The following is a 13,683-nucleotide window of genomic DNA, read 5'->3' on the forward strand; positions in this document are numbered from 1 at the left end:
GACGGCCCTGGAGGCCACCAGGCGCCCCGTCAGGCCGCCGGCCTGTCCCGTGTCAGGTCAGCAGCGGGAAGGCGCGAGACAGGCGTTACGGCCTGTCAGGCCGGCGGTGGCGCTGCGCTGGGCGGTTGCGCCAGCCACGGCCCAGGGACTCCATGTGGTCCTCGTGTGCCTCGAAGGCAGTCAGGTGGGCACAGTCGGCCCAGCGGCACGCAGCGTGTTCAGCGCGGATGCGGTCTATGACGTGATCGTCTGTACCGATCCGCATGTCCATCAGGGCATATGAGACGTTCAAACTGCCGGCACCTCCGCTGGCACGGCCATCGGTTCCCCAGGCGCGTAGGTGTACGACCAGCCGCAGGGACAGCCGTGATCCGCGCAGCGGAAGCGCTCCCCGCCTTCGGCCAGGGTCATGTACTGGCGCGGGAAGGCTGCGGAGGCGGCCGGAGAGGTCCACGTCCAGCGGTTGACGACAGCGGCGCCGGCCTCGCTGTGCGGGCCCTGGTTGGGGACCGTGAAGTGGTTAGCGACGGCCTTCAGTTCGTCAGGCGTGAAGGTGCGGGGCCGGCCGTCCTGGTCGGTGCCGTGGTACTCCATGAAGGAGAGGGCGATGATCAGATGTCGGTTCATTTGGGTCACTCCTAGTAGTGAGGTCTGGCGACGGAGCGTCGCGATTTGTGAACTTAGCGTGAAGAATCAGGTCCCTGAACCGGGCGCGCGGGGCAGAGCCCTCCCCCGCGTTCAGGGCCCCCAGGCCGGCAGGGGTCACCCCCCGGGGGTGGGGGTCACGCTGTGCAACTTCAGCGCGAATCGTGAAGGTCTGTCGCCGCATCGTCGCTACCGCATCGGGCAGGCGTGCAGCCCTGGCCCGGCCTACCTGCCCTACGGCCTGGCCTCTAGCCGGCGGAGCGACAGCGCAACGCGAGGACCTGTCGACAGCGACAGCGACAGCGATGGCGCATCGTCGCTGCATCGCTGGCCTGGCGCTCCGGCCGTGGCGTGCCTGCCCTACCCCAGGCGGGGCCCAGTGGTAAGCCAGGCCCCACAGCGGAGTTAACGGATCAGTTACGCGTCCTGCTCTGCACCAGGCACGCCATGAGCCAGCAGCCAGTAGCGGGCCAGCTCCGACTGGGTCTCGCCCAGGCGGGTGTACATCGTGAACCCCGGAGCGTCGACCAGCGTGCGGACCTTCCCAGCGCGCTGGAGGCGGACGTACGCGGTCGTTTGCACCAGGCCGCGGAACTTGCCCAGGGCAGCGCGGTAGGCAGTTTCGGCGGCCTTGAACTCTGCCTCCGCCTCGTCCCGCAGCTTGTCGACCAATTCGGCCGTCTCTGGCAGCGCGGCGGTCCAGGCGCGGAAGACGACAGTATCGGCGGCCCTGACCTTCTCAGCGAGGGCCTGGACCACACCCCGGGCTACCGGCTGAAGTCGTCGCACACGGTCGACCTCGCTGGGCAGCTTGCTCAGGTCCTCGCCAGCCAGGACGGCAGCACGGGCGGCAGCCTGGTCACGCTGGGCGGCACGCTCTATGGCGCCATCGTCAAGGACGTCGCTGAACTCCAAGTACTTCGCTTCGTAGGCGTCGTACGCGGTATCGCGTTCGTTGTTGGCCTTGATGACGGCGGCCGGCGGCGGAACGTTTCCGGGCAGGAAGTCGGGAGCGTTGACGTCGTAGGACGTGAACATGGTTGGAACTCCGTTCAGAAGGGTCGTTAACGAGCCAGGCGGGCATGTGCGGGCCTGGGAGGGCCTCCTGTAACTGGGCCAGGAGGCAGGAGTGTTAGGGCGTCAGGAGCGGCTCAGGAGCCGCCTAGGGCCCGACGAATTCGCGCGTCCAGGTCGCCCGCTGGAGGACTTGCCTGCGCGGCCGGACGGGGGCGCGGACCAGGCTCCGGCGGGGCAGCGTGCGGGGCCAATACGACGCCATAGGCAACTTGCGGCTGGCCCGGGGTCGGCGGGAGTCGGACCACAACACCAGCGGCGCGCAGGACCCGTTTCACTTCGCCCAGCGAGGGCCTGAAGCCGTAGCGCTGGTCCACGTGCGCCCGCGTGACGTCGTAAACCCAGGAGAAGACGACAGCGCCGTTCGGGTCAGGTTCCAGGACCGCGGCCAGGGCCTCCGCGATGAGCGTGTCCTGGTCGGCGCTCACTTCGCGGTGTCCTTCGCGTCCAGCCGCTGGGACAGGCGGAGGCTGAACTCCCCAGCGCGCGTCTGGGCATCCAGAAGCTTCGCCAGGACCTCCAGGGCGTCCAGGTCGGGGTCCACCTGGGCGGACAGCTTGAGGGCCAGGCCCGTGACCAGGTTCCGGACCGCGTTGCGCTGGAGCGTGCTGGGTGAAGTGCTCCGCGGCGGCATGTCCGCGGGCGAGGGCGTGTCGTTCACGATGAAGTTCCTTCGTAGTCAGTGGAGTTGAGGGAGTCGGCAGGGTCCCCGTCAGGCACGCGGTCTGCGGTGCCGAGGAGGTCCAGGAGCCGATCGGCAGGGGCGGCCAGGCGGTCAGCGAGGCCGAGGAGCTGGCGCAGGGCAGGGGAGATCACAGCAAGAGGCCTCCAGGAGGACAGCGAGCAGGGACAGCCGTCAGGGCAGCGGGAAGGGCGGAGGCCTACAGCGGCGGAGTCAGCGGCAGGAGCGGTGACCAGGGGGTGGCACAGGTGGCACAGGCTCAGATGGTCGATTCCCCAGGGAAGCTCTCTATAGGGGAAACGGCCATATTTGCCTGTGCCACCCGTGCCACCCCTGCCGCCACTGGGCCAGGTCGCCGAACGCGTCCGCCGCTGTCTCCGGCCGGTAGTCGCTGACCCAGCGCAGGCCCGTGATCAGGCGTGCACGAGGAGGCTTCTGTCCGTCGATCTCCCACGCTGCGGTACGGACAGGGTTGCGGGGCCGGTCGGCCTTCCCGCTGCGGAACCAGGCGTGCTGTTCAGCGCGGGTCCAGAACGTGTCCGCGGTCCACTGCCGCTGTCCGTTGCTCCTGGCCCAGGTCGTAAACGCCTGGAAGACCTGCGCTGACGGGATGGCATGACCCTCCGCCGGCTCGCAGAACTCGTCCAGGAACTCCACAGCCTTGTTGCTGCCGTGTCGCCACTGGTCGGTGTCGGCGCGGACGCTGTCGGGCATGGGCGGGATGACCCTGCCTGCCTCATACCAGGCCATCGCTCCGGCGATCAGCCAGGCCAGGGCAGCTTCGTGCTGGCCGTCCCTGCCCTCGGTGATGCGTTCACGAAGGGTGGGGTCCTTCGGCCGCGCCGGGTCGTCACCCCTGAACGAGTAGGGGAACCTGACTTCAGCGACGCGTCGCCAGGTGCCCTCGTCCACAGCGTCGATGCGGACCTTGTAGTTCGTCGTAACGAACAGGCTGTGCGTCGCGGTCCAGGACACGGAGTCCTGCCCGATGTACCGGGCCGTCATGCCGTCCGTTCCCGCTGCCTTCTTCAGGCGGACAGCGTTCAGGTAGTCACCTTCAGGCAGCTCTTCGATGGACCCGAAGCGGGCACCCTTCATCGTCATCAGATCTGTCGGGTGATCGTTCTGGTTGCCCAGGAGGACCTTGTCAGGGATGGGTACCGCGTATCCGCCGCGCTCATCCTTGCCCAGCGCGCCGATGATGCCGTTCAGGATCGAAGACTTGCCGTTGCCGCCTCCCCCGAACATGAAGGGCACGATGTCGTCTGACGCTGCGTAGCCTGTAGCGGCCTGGCCGAAGCGGACCTGCATCCAACCAGACACGTCTTCGGGCAGCGCGGTCAGCGCAGCGTCCCAGTCCTTGTGCTGGGCCCCGGGGACGTAGTTCGCCCCGCTGATCTTCGTAAACATCAGCGCCGGGTCATGCGCGGTCAGTTCGCCGGTCCGGAGGTCCACGACACCGTTGGCCACGTTCAACAGGTCTCGGTGCGTGTCAAACACTCCGTAGTCGACGTGGAGGACTTCCCGGGCCCCTGAAGGAGCGTCTTAATGCGGTTGACCCAGAACAGGCCCCGGAGCATCTTCATGCGCTCGGCATGCTGTTTGGTGGCTTCAGCGCGGGCAGCCTTCGCCGCGTCGTCGTCAGTCATCTTGCTGGCCGCTGTCATGGCGGACTCCAGGCGACGGTTCGCTTCCGCCGTTTCGACGTTTACGAGGGTCGTCACGGCCTTCCGCATGGCCCCGTAGACCTGGGCCTCCTCGCAGTGCTTCCAGACCTTCCCGGTCCAGCCGGACCAGCGGGAGCGGCCCCAGGCGACGTAGCGGCCCTTCAGGTACTCCACGCCCAGGCGCGCAGCCAGGTCCGCTTCAGACAGCGACCCTTCGCGCCACAAGGGCCCTTCGTTGTCGTCCGCCGTGTCACGGGCCTCCAGGACGTCCGTGTAGGCACAGTCACAGAGGGGGTCCAGGTATGTCATGCCGCTGATGTCTTCGACCCACAGCGCGTCAGGCGTGAGGCAAACGGGGCAGGTCTCATACCGGCCCGTGCTGGCGGGAAGGGCGGAGAGATTCACTTGCGGCCCTCCTCGTTGCTGGCAGCGGCGGGGTCAACGATCTCGTAAACGCCCTGGTCGCCGGTCTTGCAGTGGCTGATACGGCCACCGAAGCGGGCCGGCGCGTCTCCGTCGCCTCCGCCGTGCGTGTGCAACTTCGTGCAGAACGGACAGCGGACGGTGAGGAGCCAGACTCCGTCCCAGGATCGGGCGGTGGTGGGCTTGACCTGCGGTGTGTCGTTCACGGGTGTTCTCCTGCACTTCGGATTGGGTGGGTGTCGCCTCCTCTCGCTGGGCATGGCGAACGCCCGGCTGACTGGTTGCCAGCCGGGTCGCTCTCACCCATCACCCGAAAGGAGACTGCGCGGAGTTGACCGGTCCGCGCCCCGGAGACAGAAAAAGGGCCCACCCGGAACCTGGTCGAAACCAGCGAGCGGACGGCCACGTCCTCGCTGATCCCGCCAGGCCCGGGTGGGCCCGTTGCGCGTACTTCTATACCGCCTCTGCGCTGGCGGTTGACTGCGTTAACGCGTTCGGAAGGGTTGGCCGTCCGACGAACGCGTCTTGTGAGGGGCGTGGGGCTTCCCCTGCCCTCGCTACTGACCGGGGAGGATGTCCCCCGCTGTGGCAAGGTGCCGTGTCGGCCCTCTACCTAGGTACAGGTGATGACCTCCCCCGCTGCGAGTAACCGCAGCTCAGACCGTTAACGGCTACTCCGCCGCGTCCCCCTCGTCGGCCCAGCGCCACAACAGCCGGTCCGGGTCGAAGCCGCGGCGGCCTCGCACGCCAGGCAGGAGGACAAGCTCCTCCAGGGCGTCAGCGAGGAGGGCCCGACGATCGTCGGTCATCGACTCCGCCCAGTGCTCCGCCATGCTCCGGCCGGTTGCGACCAGCTCCGTCCTGCGTTCAGGCTCCAACTCCGCCAGCTCTGCCCGCTGCGCCTGGAGCCGCTGAAGACGTGCGAACGTGTCCGCCGTTGCGTTCGTCGCCATGTCAGCGAGTGTCTCCCTGATCTCCGCGTCAACCGCTGCCAGGTCCTCCACGCCAGTGACGCGGACTGTCTCCCGATACATGGGCAGGCTGCCAACCGCAGCCAGGTAGCGAGCCTCCACGTGCCCCTCAATCGTCAACGCAGCCACTGTGACAGGCCGTTCGCAGCCTCCGCCGTTCCCCCGCGACGGACAGCGGTACACGACTTCGGCCCCTGATCGTGAACGCGGGGACCTCCTGGCAACCTGGAGGACGGAGCCGCAGGAGTGGCAGGACAAGAGGCCTGACAGGAGCCTGGCGGGCCTGCGGCCACCGCGCTGGGCCGTTCCCTCCTTTGGTGCCAGAACGGCCCTTAGAGAGGCAACCTGGGCCACGGTGAGGACAGCGGGATACGGAGCCAGGATGTCGCCCTCCTCGTCGCGGAGGGGACGGCCGTTAACGCTGATTCGCCCCAGGACAGCGTCACCAGTCAGGACCCCCACCAGGACGACCCTGGTCCACTCCTTGGCGCGTCGTGGCTTGACGCCTGCGTGGTTGAGCCGGCGTGCCACCAGGGTCGCGTTATCGCCCGCCAGGACCGCGTCAGCCGCTTCGCGGATGGCCGCTGCCTCCGCTGGCTCGATGTCCAGGACCTTGCCAGGGCCGTCAGGGTTGTCAACGGCCTTGTATCCGTGGGGAGTTGTCCCGCCAGGCCAGCGGCCAGCACGGCGCAGGCGGCGGGTTCGGGAGCGGTTGCGGTCCCGCATGCGTTCACGTTCGGCGCGTCCCACTTCAGCCTGGATTACGAACCTGAAGCGGAAGGCGTCCCCGTCGCGGCTATCTAAGCCTCAATCCACCGAGCAATAGCCAGTCCAGGGCTCGGACATGAAGACGCGGATGCCCTCTGAACTGGGATGATGGGACTTCCTACGGTTCCACATCCACAGAGCAAGAGAACACCCGCGAGATGCAATCTTCCCATGCCGCTGCGGCGGTGTCCGCCGCGTTCGATGACACGAATCTGGTCGCGTACGCCGGGCTGGTCCCGGTGATACGACTGGCCGAGCGGTGCGGGCTGGCCCGTCTGACGGCGGAGAAGGTGAAGCTTGGCGGGGCGAAGAACAGCGCGGGGGCCGCAGCCGACGCCAAGGTCATGAGCATCGTGGCCGGGATGGTCGCGGGCGCGGACAGCATCGACGACCTGGACGTCCTGCGGCACGGTGCAATGTCCCTCCTGTTCGACGGGATCCGTGCCCCGTCCACGCTGGGCACGTTCCTGCGTGCGTTCACCCACGGTCACGCGCTCCAACTCCACGCCGCGCACCGCCAGTTCCTGGCCGCACTGACCGCACACACCCCGCTGCTGCCCGGCGCGAGCGAGAAGGCATTCATCGATGTCGACTCCACCCACAAACGCGTCTACGGCCGGACCAAGCAAGGCGCGCAGTACGGCCGGTTCAAGGGAGTGCGCACCCTGCACCCCCTGCTCGCCACGATCTGCACCCCCAACTCGAGGCCGATGATCGCCACGGTGCGGATGCGGCGTGGCAAGGCAGCCGACTCCCGGGGCGCCCCGAAACTCGTCAGTGAGGCCCTGGCCACCGCCACGGAGGCCGGCTGCACCGGCCTGCGCGTCCTGCGCGCGGACTCTCAGTTCTACAACGCCGGCGTGATCGCCGCCTGCCGCCGGGCCAAAGCCCGCTTCTCGATCACCTGCGGCATGAACCCCTCCATCAAACGGGCCGTCCTGGCCGTCCCGGACAAGGCATGGCAGCAGATCACCTACCCCACCGCCGTGCCCGACCCCGACACCGGTGAGCTCATCTTCAATGCCCAGGTCGCCGAGATCCCCGCCTACACCGCGTTCACCGGCCGCAAGAAGGCCGAGCAGGTCACCGCCCGCCTCATCGTGCGCCGGGTCCGCGACCTGGCCAAACCCGCCACCGTCGGCGAGCAGGGCGAACTGTTCCCCGTCTGGCGCTACCACCCGTTCTTCACCGACAACCCCGCCCCCACCCTCCAGGCCGAGCGGGAACACCGCCACCACGCCGTCGTCGAGCAGGTCATCGCCGACAGCAAAGCCTCCGCCCTGGCCCACCTGCCCTCGGGACACTTCCACGCCAACGCCGCCTGGCTGACCCTGTGGGCCATGGCCTACAACCTGCTGCGGGCCGCAGGCGCCCTGGCCTCCACCTTCCACGCCAAAGCCACCACCGCCACCCTGCGCGCCCACCTCGTCCGTGTCCCCGCCCGGATCGCCCGCTCCGCCCGGCGCTTGACCCTGCACCTGCCGAGACAATGGCCCTGGCAGGACCCCTGGACGCAGTTGTTCGCCACCCTCCACGCACCACCCGAAGCAGCCCGACGTTCCTGACCACTTCGCCCGCCAGGGCCCGACCGGAGCCGAAATCGTGGAAAAGCTGGGCAGACCAGCGGACACCTCCTGCCCATACCCGGGCCCCAACCTCAGAAGATCACTTCATGAGCCGACCGGTGGATCGAGGCTAAGCGGATGACCTGAAGTTCTGCGCGGAATCTGGAGCGGCAGCGGCGGCCTGGCGCGATGGCCTCGATGACGAGAAGACCTCGCCGGGTGTTGTATCGAGGTTGACCAAACTACGACAAAACCGGCGAGGTCAAGGCCAGTATGCGTCCGGCATCCGTGTTCGCCAACCGCCCCGGTCCGGCGTACCAGCACCTGTATCACCTGCTGCATCACCGGTGGCGAGAGGCCTCCCGCGCGGTGATCGTGCTGCTGTCCGCGGCCGGCATGACCGCAGGAGAGATCGGCGAGCTGCTCGGCTACCACCCGGCCACGGTGCGCCGCTGGATCCATCGCTACAACACCGCCGGCCTGGCGGGCCTGGCCGATCGCCCCCGCGCGGGGCGGCCCCGGCTCGGCGGGCCGAGGCTGGGCGAGCGCATCCGCCGCCTGCTGACCCGCCCCGGGCCGTGGACCATCCGCCGGATCTGGCGCCGCCTGGGCCGGCCGAAGATGAGCCTGCGCACCGTGTACCGGCACACTCGCGAACAGGCGGCCTGGCGGCGGCCCCGCCTGGTGGCCAGGGGTGACCCCGAGCGCAGGCGCACCCTCGCCGCCCTGCGCCGCCAACTCGCCGCCCTGCCCCACGGGTCGGTGGTCTGGGCCGAGGACGAGACCCACCTGCACCTACTGCCGCACGTGCGGGCGAGCTGGATCCTGCGCGGGACGCGGCAGCAGGTGGCCACCCCAGGCAAGAACCGGCAGGCCACCGTCTTCGGGGCCCTGGAAGTGGCCACCGGCGCCTGGGTCTACACCCTGGGCCGCCGCAATGCCGCCGCCTTCGTCGCCTTCCTCCAGCTACTGCTGGCCGCCTACCCCGCCGCCCCGGTCGTCGCGGTGGTCTGCGACAACGACAGCATTCATCACGCGAAGGCGGTGACCGCCTACCTGGCCGACCAGCCCCGCCTGCGCCTGCTGTTCGGCGCCCGCTACAGCCCGCACGACAACCCGGTCGAGCGCATCTGGGCCGCGCTGAAGGCCCACATTGCCAACACCGTCGTCACCTGGCCGGGCCGCCTGCGCCAGGTCCACGCCTTCTTCCGGCAGCGCTCACCCACCCAGATGCTGACCACCGCCGCACCCTGGGCCTCGCCCTGGCTGCCGAAGAGTTACGCGCAGAACTTCAGGCAAGCCGCTTAGGCCCTTCGCGTCCAGGAGCCTGATCGGACGGTGGGCCGGCCTACCGGAGGCAGGGTCCTTGCCCTCTACGACGTCCAGGAGCGATGCAGCGACGTTCAGGCCCTCTCGGGTAAGTCTGTCCGTGTAGTAGGTGGCCAGGACGTCACAGCGGCCGGAGCGGGCATCGTCAAGCCAGGAAAGGAACTCCGGCCGGTCCCGGAAGCCACCAGACAGTCCGTCGTCCACGTGGAGGGCGACTTCGTCCAGGCCTTCGCGCTGGAGGACCGCACGGACGTCGGTCAGCATGCCGTCAAGGGACACGTTCGTGTCGTCTGCGGCTTTCGACAATCTGATGTACAGGGACGCGCGTCCGCGGCGGGCCATGGCTGTGTCCTCCCCTGGGTTGCTCGGAGAGGGCAGCGTAGCCGAGACGTGCGGCTGGTTACAGAACCGACCCGTCGGGGGTCTGGTGGATATCGAGCATGAAACCGCGCACCCCGTCGGCGAGTTGCTGGTTGATGCCGCGCGTCTGGTTGGGCACCAGGTTCACGAAGGGCGGGGCGAAGCCGCCGTCGACCCCATTGGCGTAGGCGTTGTGCGCGGTGAGGAACGTGACCTGGTCCAGGGTGCGCTGATCCGCGGGCGGCATCGGGCTGGTCGGTGAGGTGACCGGGGTGAGGTACCAGGCGGCGAGGCTCCCCGAGGAGCCGATCGCCAACTGGGAGGGGTAGTTGGCGCCGGAGGCCTTGGCGGCCAAGGTCAGGAAGCGATCCGTTCCCGGGACTTTGAGTGCGTACTGGTCGCTGCCGCCGGCCGTGACGTCCCAAGCGGCGTCCGCGCTCGTGCACGAGACGGTGCGCGCCTGGTCGCCCGATCGGCCCAGGCAGCTGCCCGCGGTGTCGGCGCTTTCCGGCAGGTAGAAGGATCCGCTCGTTCTCAGGTTCCACTGCTGGCGATCCTCGTTGCCCTTGGGGTTGTGTTGCTCGACGGCTCCCCCGTTGTCGGCCGCGTTGAGTCCGGTGACGGCGCTCTGGACGTAGTAGGCACCACTGGACGTAGTAGGCACCATCGGAGGGAATCGCGGCGGCCGCGTGGGAGGGCGGAGCCACGACCGCGGCGACGAGCGCGGTGGTCACGGCGAGCAGGGCGTGGGGGGTTCGCATGAGGTGGCCCTTCGTGGTCGGCGACAGGCAGGTGCATGACATCAGGAGCGATGGTCGGGAGTCGGCAGGCAAGGTTGCCGCTCGGTGAAACTCCGACGAGCTCGCTCACGGCCGCCCCCGGGCAAGGACACGCGGAGCAGGACCTGACACGCACGCGCCGGTGGGGGGCGGCCGCGGTGGGGGGTTGCGGAGGCACACTCAACCGTCCTGGTCTTTACCAGTCAAGAGTGTCAATCGGTCAACCAGCCTGGACTGTCGCTGAGTTGACCCCTTTCGTGGGCACGGCACGCGGCCGACTGCCGCACCGGACCTGGCCGACGAACGGCCAAACCGGACCCGGACGCGGTCGACCCCGCGCCGGACCTGGCCGCGGCCGACGAACGGCCAAACCGCACCTGGACGCGGCCGACCCCCGCGCCGAACCAGACCGAAACGGCCGGGCCAACAGAGGTCGGAAAGACCTACCACTCGCCCCCGTGCCGTCAACCCCCACTGCCCTCCGCCGACTCCCGTCGCCGCTGCTCCAGGAAGGCCCGCTCCGCCGGGCTGTCCGTACGTGCGGCGGCCGCCTCGTAGGCCTGCACCGCCTCGGCGTCGCGGCCCAGGCGACGCAGCAGATCGGCGCGGACCGCATGGAACACGTAGTAGCCGTCGAGGTCCAGCGCGTCGACCAGTTCGAGGGCCTCTCCCGCGCCCCGGACCTCGGCCACGGCGACCGCACGGTTCAGGGCGACGACCGGGCTCGGGGTGAGCGCCGTCAACTGCTCGTACAGCCGCAGGATCTGGCCCCAGTCGGTGGCGCCGGCCGTCGGCGCGTCGCTGTGCACGGCGTTGATCGCGGCCTGGATCTGGTACGGACCCGGACGGCCGCGGCGCAGGCAGCGACGGACGAGTCCCTGCCCCTCGTCGATCAGGGCGCGATCCCAGCGGGTGCGGTCCTGCTCGTGCAGCGGCACGAGTTCACCGCCGTCCCCCGTCCGGGCCGGCCGGCGCGCCTCGATGAGCAGCATCAGCGCGAGCAGGCCGGTGACCTCGGGTTCGTCGGGCATGAGGTCGTACAGGAGCCGGCCGAGGCGTACGGCTTCGGCGCACAGGTCGTGGGAGCCGGTGTAGCCCTCGTTGAAGATCAGGTACACCACGGCCAGCACACCGCCGAGCCGGTCGGGCAGGTCGGCGTCCCGGGGCACCCGGTACGGAATGCCCGCGTCGCGGATCTTGGCCTTGGCGCGGACCAGCCGCTGGGCCAGCGTGGGCTCCGGCACCAGGAAGGCACGGGCGATCTGTGCCGTGGAGAGTCCGCCGAGCAGCCGGAGCGTGAGCGCCACCCGCGCCTGGGGCGCCAGCGCGGGGTGGCAGCAGGTGAAGATCAGCCGGAGCCGGTCGTCTCGCACGGGTCCCTCCTCGGCCGGTGCGTCGGGGGCGTACAGCCGGGCTGCCTCGGCGTGGCGGGCCTCCCGGGAGGACTCGCGGCGCAGCCGGTCGACGGCGCGGTTGCGAGCGGTGGTGATGATCCAGCCCGCCGGGCTGGGCGGCACGCCGGACTCGGGCCACCTCTTGAGGGCCGTGGCGAAGGCGTCCTGCACCGCTTCCTCGGCGGCGTCGATGTCGCCGAGGAAGCGGACGAGGACGGAGACCGCGCGTCCGTACTCGGCCCGGAAGACCGACTCGACGTCACTGGCGCCGGGCATCAGTCCTCGGCCGGATGCATGAACGGCCGCACTTCGATGGGGAGGGTGGTGGCCCGGGTCGCCCTGCGGCCCCACTCCAGGGCCGCGTCCAGATCGGGGGCCTTGATCAGGCAGAGGCCGCCGAGGTACTCCTTGCCCTCGGCGTAGGGCCCGTCGGTGATCAGTACGTCGCCGCCCTTCGGACGCAGGACGGTGGCCGTCTCCGGGCCGTGCAGTCCGCCGGCGAAGACCCAGGCCCCGGCCTCTCGCAGCTCTTCGTGGAAGGTCTCGACGTTGTGCATGATCTGCGCGAGCGCCTCGGCCGAGGGCGGCTCGCCCTCGCTCGGCTGGATCACGCTGAGCAGGTAGTACTTCATGGCGTCCTCCTTGGCGCCCGGGGTGTTCTCTCACCTCCTACACGAACGACGCGTCCCCGGATCGACACCTCACCCGACGACATCGGGAGAATCTTCTTCATGACCACCACGGCACACCCGCTCATCGCCCGCGCCCGGCAGCTCGCCGCGGAACTGCTGGCGCCGAACGCCGAAGGCGTCGACCAGGAGGGCGTGCCCCCGAGCCATGTCGAGGAGATCAAGCGCTCGGGGCTGCTCGGGCTGAACGCCCCGAAGGAGTACGGCGGCGCGGACGCTTCCGCCCCGGTCGCCCGCCGGGTGGCGGAGATCCTGGCCGGGGCCTGCTGTTCCACATGGTTCGTGCAGACGCAGCACCACACTCCGGTGACGACCCTGGCGAAGAGCAAAGGGGCCGTGCGGGAAAGGCTGTTGGGACCGCTGGCGCGCGGTGAGCTGATGTCCGGGGTGGCGTACGCCCATCTGCGCTCCTACCCGCGGACACCGGTACGGGTCGTACGGGACCGTAAGGGCTGGCGGTTCGACGGGAGCGTGCCCTGGTACACGGGGTGGGGTCTGAACGATGTGATGCTGCTCGCCGGCTGGACCGACACCGGCGAGGCGCTCTTCGCGTTCACCGAGGCGCGCGAACAGCGGGGACTGCGCGCTTCGGGGCCGATGCGGCTCGCCGCGCTCACCGCTGCGCGCACGGTGTCGCTCGAGCTGGACGGGCTGTGGCTGCCGGACGAGGCGACGGTCCTGCGGATACCGCACGAAGGGTGGCTCGCCGCCGACCGCGCCAGGACCATGAACGCCTCGCCCGCGGCGTTCGGCATCGCCGAGGCGGCGCTGGGCCTGCTGGACGAGGACATCGCCGGACCTCTGCGGGGCCGCCTCGACGAGGTACGGTGCCGCGCTTACACGCTGGCCGACCGTTCCGCCCCGGATGAGCATGCCGAGGAGCGGCTGGCCCTCAGGATCCAGGCGTTCGAGGTGATGCAGGAGACCACTACTGCGGCGGTGGTGGCCGGCGGCGGACGTGCGCTGACCCTCACGAACAAGGCCCAGCGACTGGCCCGCGAGGGGATGTTCCTCCTGGTACAGGGGCAGACAGCGGAGTCCCGCCGGGCCCATCTCGGCGCCCTGGCCGGTAACGCCCGTTGAGCGCCCTACCGTCGGCCGGCCCCGGAGAACGCGCGAAACAGGGCGTGGCGGCGCTGCCTCGGCAGGGGCTGGATGCCGCCCCGCACGGTCCGCTGTCCGGAACCGCCGGCCGCCCCGCACCGACCGCAAACCCCGAACCGGCCGCCAGCCCGTTCCGGCCGCCGCCCCGAACCGGCCGCCATCCCGTTCCGGCCACTGTCCCGAACCAGCCGCCGGCCCGTTCCGGCCCCCGCCGGACCGCGGACGCCAGGCCG

At 69.6% G+C, this 13,683-nt stretch carries 14 protein-coding genes and 2 pseudogenes; 3 read left to right on the forward strand and 13 right to left on the reverse strand.

Annotated elements, in window-relative coordinates; translation table 11 throughout:
• Positions 1 to 288: 288 nt before the first annotated feature.
• The 9 genes and pseudogenes from ACQEXA_RS07725 to ACQEXA_RS07765 all read right to left on the reverse strand — a co-directional run.
• Positions 289 to 627 (reverse strand): hypothetical protein, encoded by a 339-nt coding sequence (locus ACQEXA_RS07725; RefSeq protein ID WP_432935785.1) that lies wholly within the window; start codon positions 625 to 627, stop codon positions 289 to 291.
• A 435-nt stretch (positions 628 to 1,062) separates the two neighbouring features.
• Positions 1,063 to 1,683: a hypothetical protein gene (locus ACQEXA_RS07730; protein WP_432935783.1), complete on the reverse strand. Its 621-nt coding sequence runs from the start codon at positions 1,681 to 1,683 to the stop codon at positions 1,063 to 1,065.
• Positions 1,684 to 1,796: 113 nt separating this feature from the next.
• The gene (locus ACQEXA_RS07735) at positions 1,797 to 2,147 is read right to left on the reverse strand and encodes a hypothetical protein (RefSeq protein WP_433129167.1); all 351 of its coding nucleotides are present in this window, start codon (positions 2,145 to 2,147) and stop codon (positions 1,797 to 1,799) included.
• Positions 2,144 to 2,380 (reverse strand): hypothetical protein, encoded by a 237-nt coding sequence (locus ACQEXA_RS07740; RefSeq protein ID WP_432935778.1) that lies wholly within the window; start codon positions 2,378 to 2,380, stop codon positions 2,144 to 2,146. The genes ACQEXA_RS07735 and ACQEXA_RS07740 overlap by 4 nt, the downstream gene beginning before the upstream one ends.
• 309 nt (positions 2,381 to 2,689) lie before the next feature.
• Positions 2,690 to 3,871: a DNA primase family protein gene (locus ACQEXA_RS07745; protein ID WP_433134485.1), complete on the reverse strand. Its 1,182-nt coding sequence runs from the start codon at positions 3,869 to 3,871 to the stop codon at positions 2,690 to 2,692.
• 2 nt (positions 3,872 to 3,873) lie between these two features.
• Positions 3,874 to 4,473, reverse strand: a complete 600-nt coding sequence (locus tag ACQEXA_RS07750) for a hypothetical protein (protein ID WP_433129169.1) — start codon at positions 4,471 to 4,473, stop codon at positions 3,874 to 3,876.
• Positions 4,470 to 4,697 carry a hypothetical protein gene (locus tag ACQEXA_RS07755; RefSeq protein ID WP_432935771.1) on the reverse strand — a complete coding sequence of 76 codons (228 nt, stop codon included), beginning with the start codon at positions 4,695 to 4,697 and terminating at the stop codon, positions 4,470 to 4,472. The genes ACQEXA_RS07750 and ACQEXA_RS07755 overlap by 4 nt, the downstream gene beginning before the upstream one ends.
• 465 nt (positions 4,698 to 5,162) lie before the next feature.
• Positions 5,163 to 5,444 (reverse strand): hypothetical protein, encoded by a 282-nt coding sequence (locus ACQEXA_RS07760; protein WP_433134830.1) that lies wholly within the window; start codon positions 5,442 to 5,444, stop codon positions 5,163 to 5,165.
• A gap of 120 nt (positions 5,445 to 5,564) precedes the next feature.
• Positions 5,565 to 6,188: pseudogene (locus ACQEXA_RS07765) on the reverse strand (recombinase zinc beta ribbon domain-containing protein); the annotation flags it as partial.
• 200 nt (positions 6,189 to 6,388) lie between these two features.
• On the opposite strand from ACQEXA_RS07765, the gene ACQEXA_RS07770 reads away from it, so the two are divergent.
• Positions 6,389 to 7,795, forward strand: a complete 1,407-nt coding sequence (locus ACQEXA_RS07770; RefSeq protein ID WP_433129171.1) for an IS1380 family transposase — start codon at positions 6,389 to 6,391, stop codon at positions 7,793 to 7,795.
• A 273-nt stretch (positions 7,796 to 8,068) separates the two neighbouring features.
• Entirely contained in the window at positions 8,069 to 9,103 is a 1,035-nt protein-coding gene (locus tag ACQEXA_RS07775; RefSeq protein WP_433129173.1) for an IS630 family transposase, read from the forward strand.
• Here ACQEXA_RS07775 and ACQEXA_RS07780 read toward each other — a convergent pair.
• From ACQEXA_RS07780 to ACQEXA_RS07795, 4 genes and pseudogenes are all read right to left on the reverse strand, one after another.
• The gene (locus ACQEXA_RS07780) at positions 9,014 to 9,466 is read right to left on the reverse strand and encodes a recombinase family protein (protein WP_433129175.1); all 453 of its coding nucleotides are present in this window, start codon (positions 9,464 to 9,466) and stop codon (positions 9,014 to 9,016) included. The two genes, ACQEXA_RS07775 and ACQEXA_RS07780, sit on opposite strands and share 90 nt — an antisense overlap.
• A gap of 61 nt (positions 9,467 to 9,527) precedes the next feature.
• Positions 9,528 to 10,245 (reverse strand): annotated as a pseudogene (locus ACQEXA_RS07785) (phospholipase); the annotation flags it as partial.
• 482 nt (positions 10,246 to 10,727) lie between these two features.
• Positions 10,728 to 11,933 carry an RNA polymerase sigma factor gene (locus ACQEXA_RS07790; protein WP_432935766.1) on the reverse strand — a complete coding sequence of 402 codons (1,206 nt, stop codon included), beginning with the start codon at positions 11,931 to 11,933 and terminating at the stop codon, positions 10,728 to 10,730.
• Positions 11,933 to 12,289, reverse strand: a complete 357-nt coding sequence (locus tag ACQEXA_RS07795) for a YciI family protein (protein ID WP_432935763.1) — start codon at positions 12,287 to 12,289, stop codon at positions 11,933 to 11,935. The genes ACQEXA_RS07790 and ACQEXA_RS07795 overlap by 1 nt, the downstream gene beginning before the upstream one ends.
• 99 nt (positions 12,290 to 12,388) lie before the next feature.
• On the opposite strand from ACQEXA_RS07795, the gene ACQEXA_RS07800 reads away from it, so the two are divergent.
• Complete coding sequence (locus ACQEXA_RS07800) at positions 12,389 to 13,429, forward strand: acyl-CoA dehydrogenase family protein (protein WP_433129176.1); 1,041 nt, start codon at positions 12,389 to 12,391, stop codon at positions 13,427 to 13,429.
• Positions 13,430 to 13,683: the final 254 nt, after the last annotated feature.

The sequence above is a fragment of the Streptomyces sp. CA-106110 genome (genome assembly GCF_050936285.1).
In the GTDB taxonomy this organism is placed as follows: Bacteria; Actinomycetota; Actinomycetes; order Streptomycetales; family Streptomycetaceae; genus Streptomyces.

What these genes read in the sequence shown, in the direction of transcription:
- ACQEXA_RS07725 (WP_432935785.1), bottom strand. Translation starts at nt 627, where the DNA reads ATGAACCGACATCTGATCATCGCCCTCTCCTTCATGGAGTACCACGGC.
- ACQEXA_RS07730 (WP_432935783.1), bottom strand. Translation starts at nt 1,683, where the DNA reads ATGTTCACGTCCTACGACGTCAACGCTCCCGACTTCCTGCCCGGAAAC.
- ACQEXA_RS07760 (WP_433134830.1), bottom strand. Translation starts at nt 5,444, where the DNA reads ATGGCGACGAACGCAACGGCGGACACGTTCGCACGTCTTCAGCGGCTC.
- ACQEXA_RS07770 (WP_433129171.1), top strand. Translation starts at nt 6,389, where the DNA reads ATGCAATCTTCCCATGCCGCTGCGGCGGTGTCCGCCGCGTTCGATGAC.
- ACQEXA_RS07775 (WP_433129173.1), top strand. Translation starts at nt 8,069, where the DNA reads ATGCGTCCGGCATCCGTGTTCGCCAACCGCCCCGGTCCGGCGTACCAG.
- ACQEXA_RS07780 (WP_433129175.1), bottom strand. Translation starts at nt 9,466, where the DNA reads ATGGCCCGCCGCGGACGCGCGTCCCTGTACATCAGATTGTCGAAAGCC.
- ACQEXA_RS07790 (WP_432935766.1), bottom strand. Translation starts at nt 11,933, where the DNA reads ATGCCCGGCGCCAGTGACGTCGAGTCGGTCTTCCGGGCCGAGTACGGA.
- ACQEXA_RS07795 (WP_432935763.1), bottom strand. Translation starts at nt 12,289, where the DNA reads ATGAAGTACTACCTGCTCAGCGTGATCCAGCCGAGCGAGGGCGAGCCG.
- ACQEXA_RS07800 (WP_433129176.1), top strand. Translation starts at nt 12,389, where the DNA reads ATGACCACCACGGCACACCCGCTCATCGCCCGCGCCCGGCAGCTCGCC.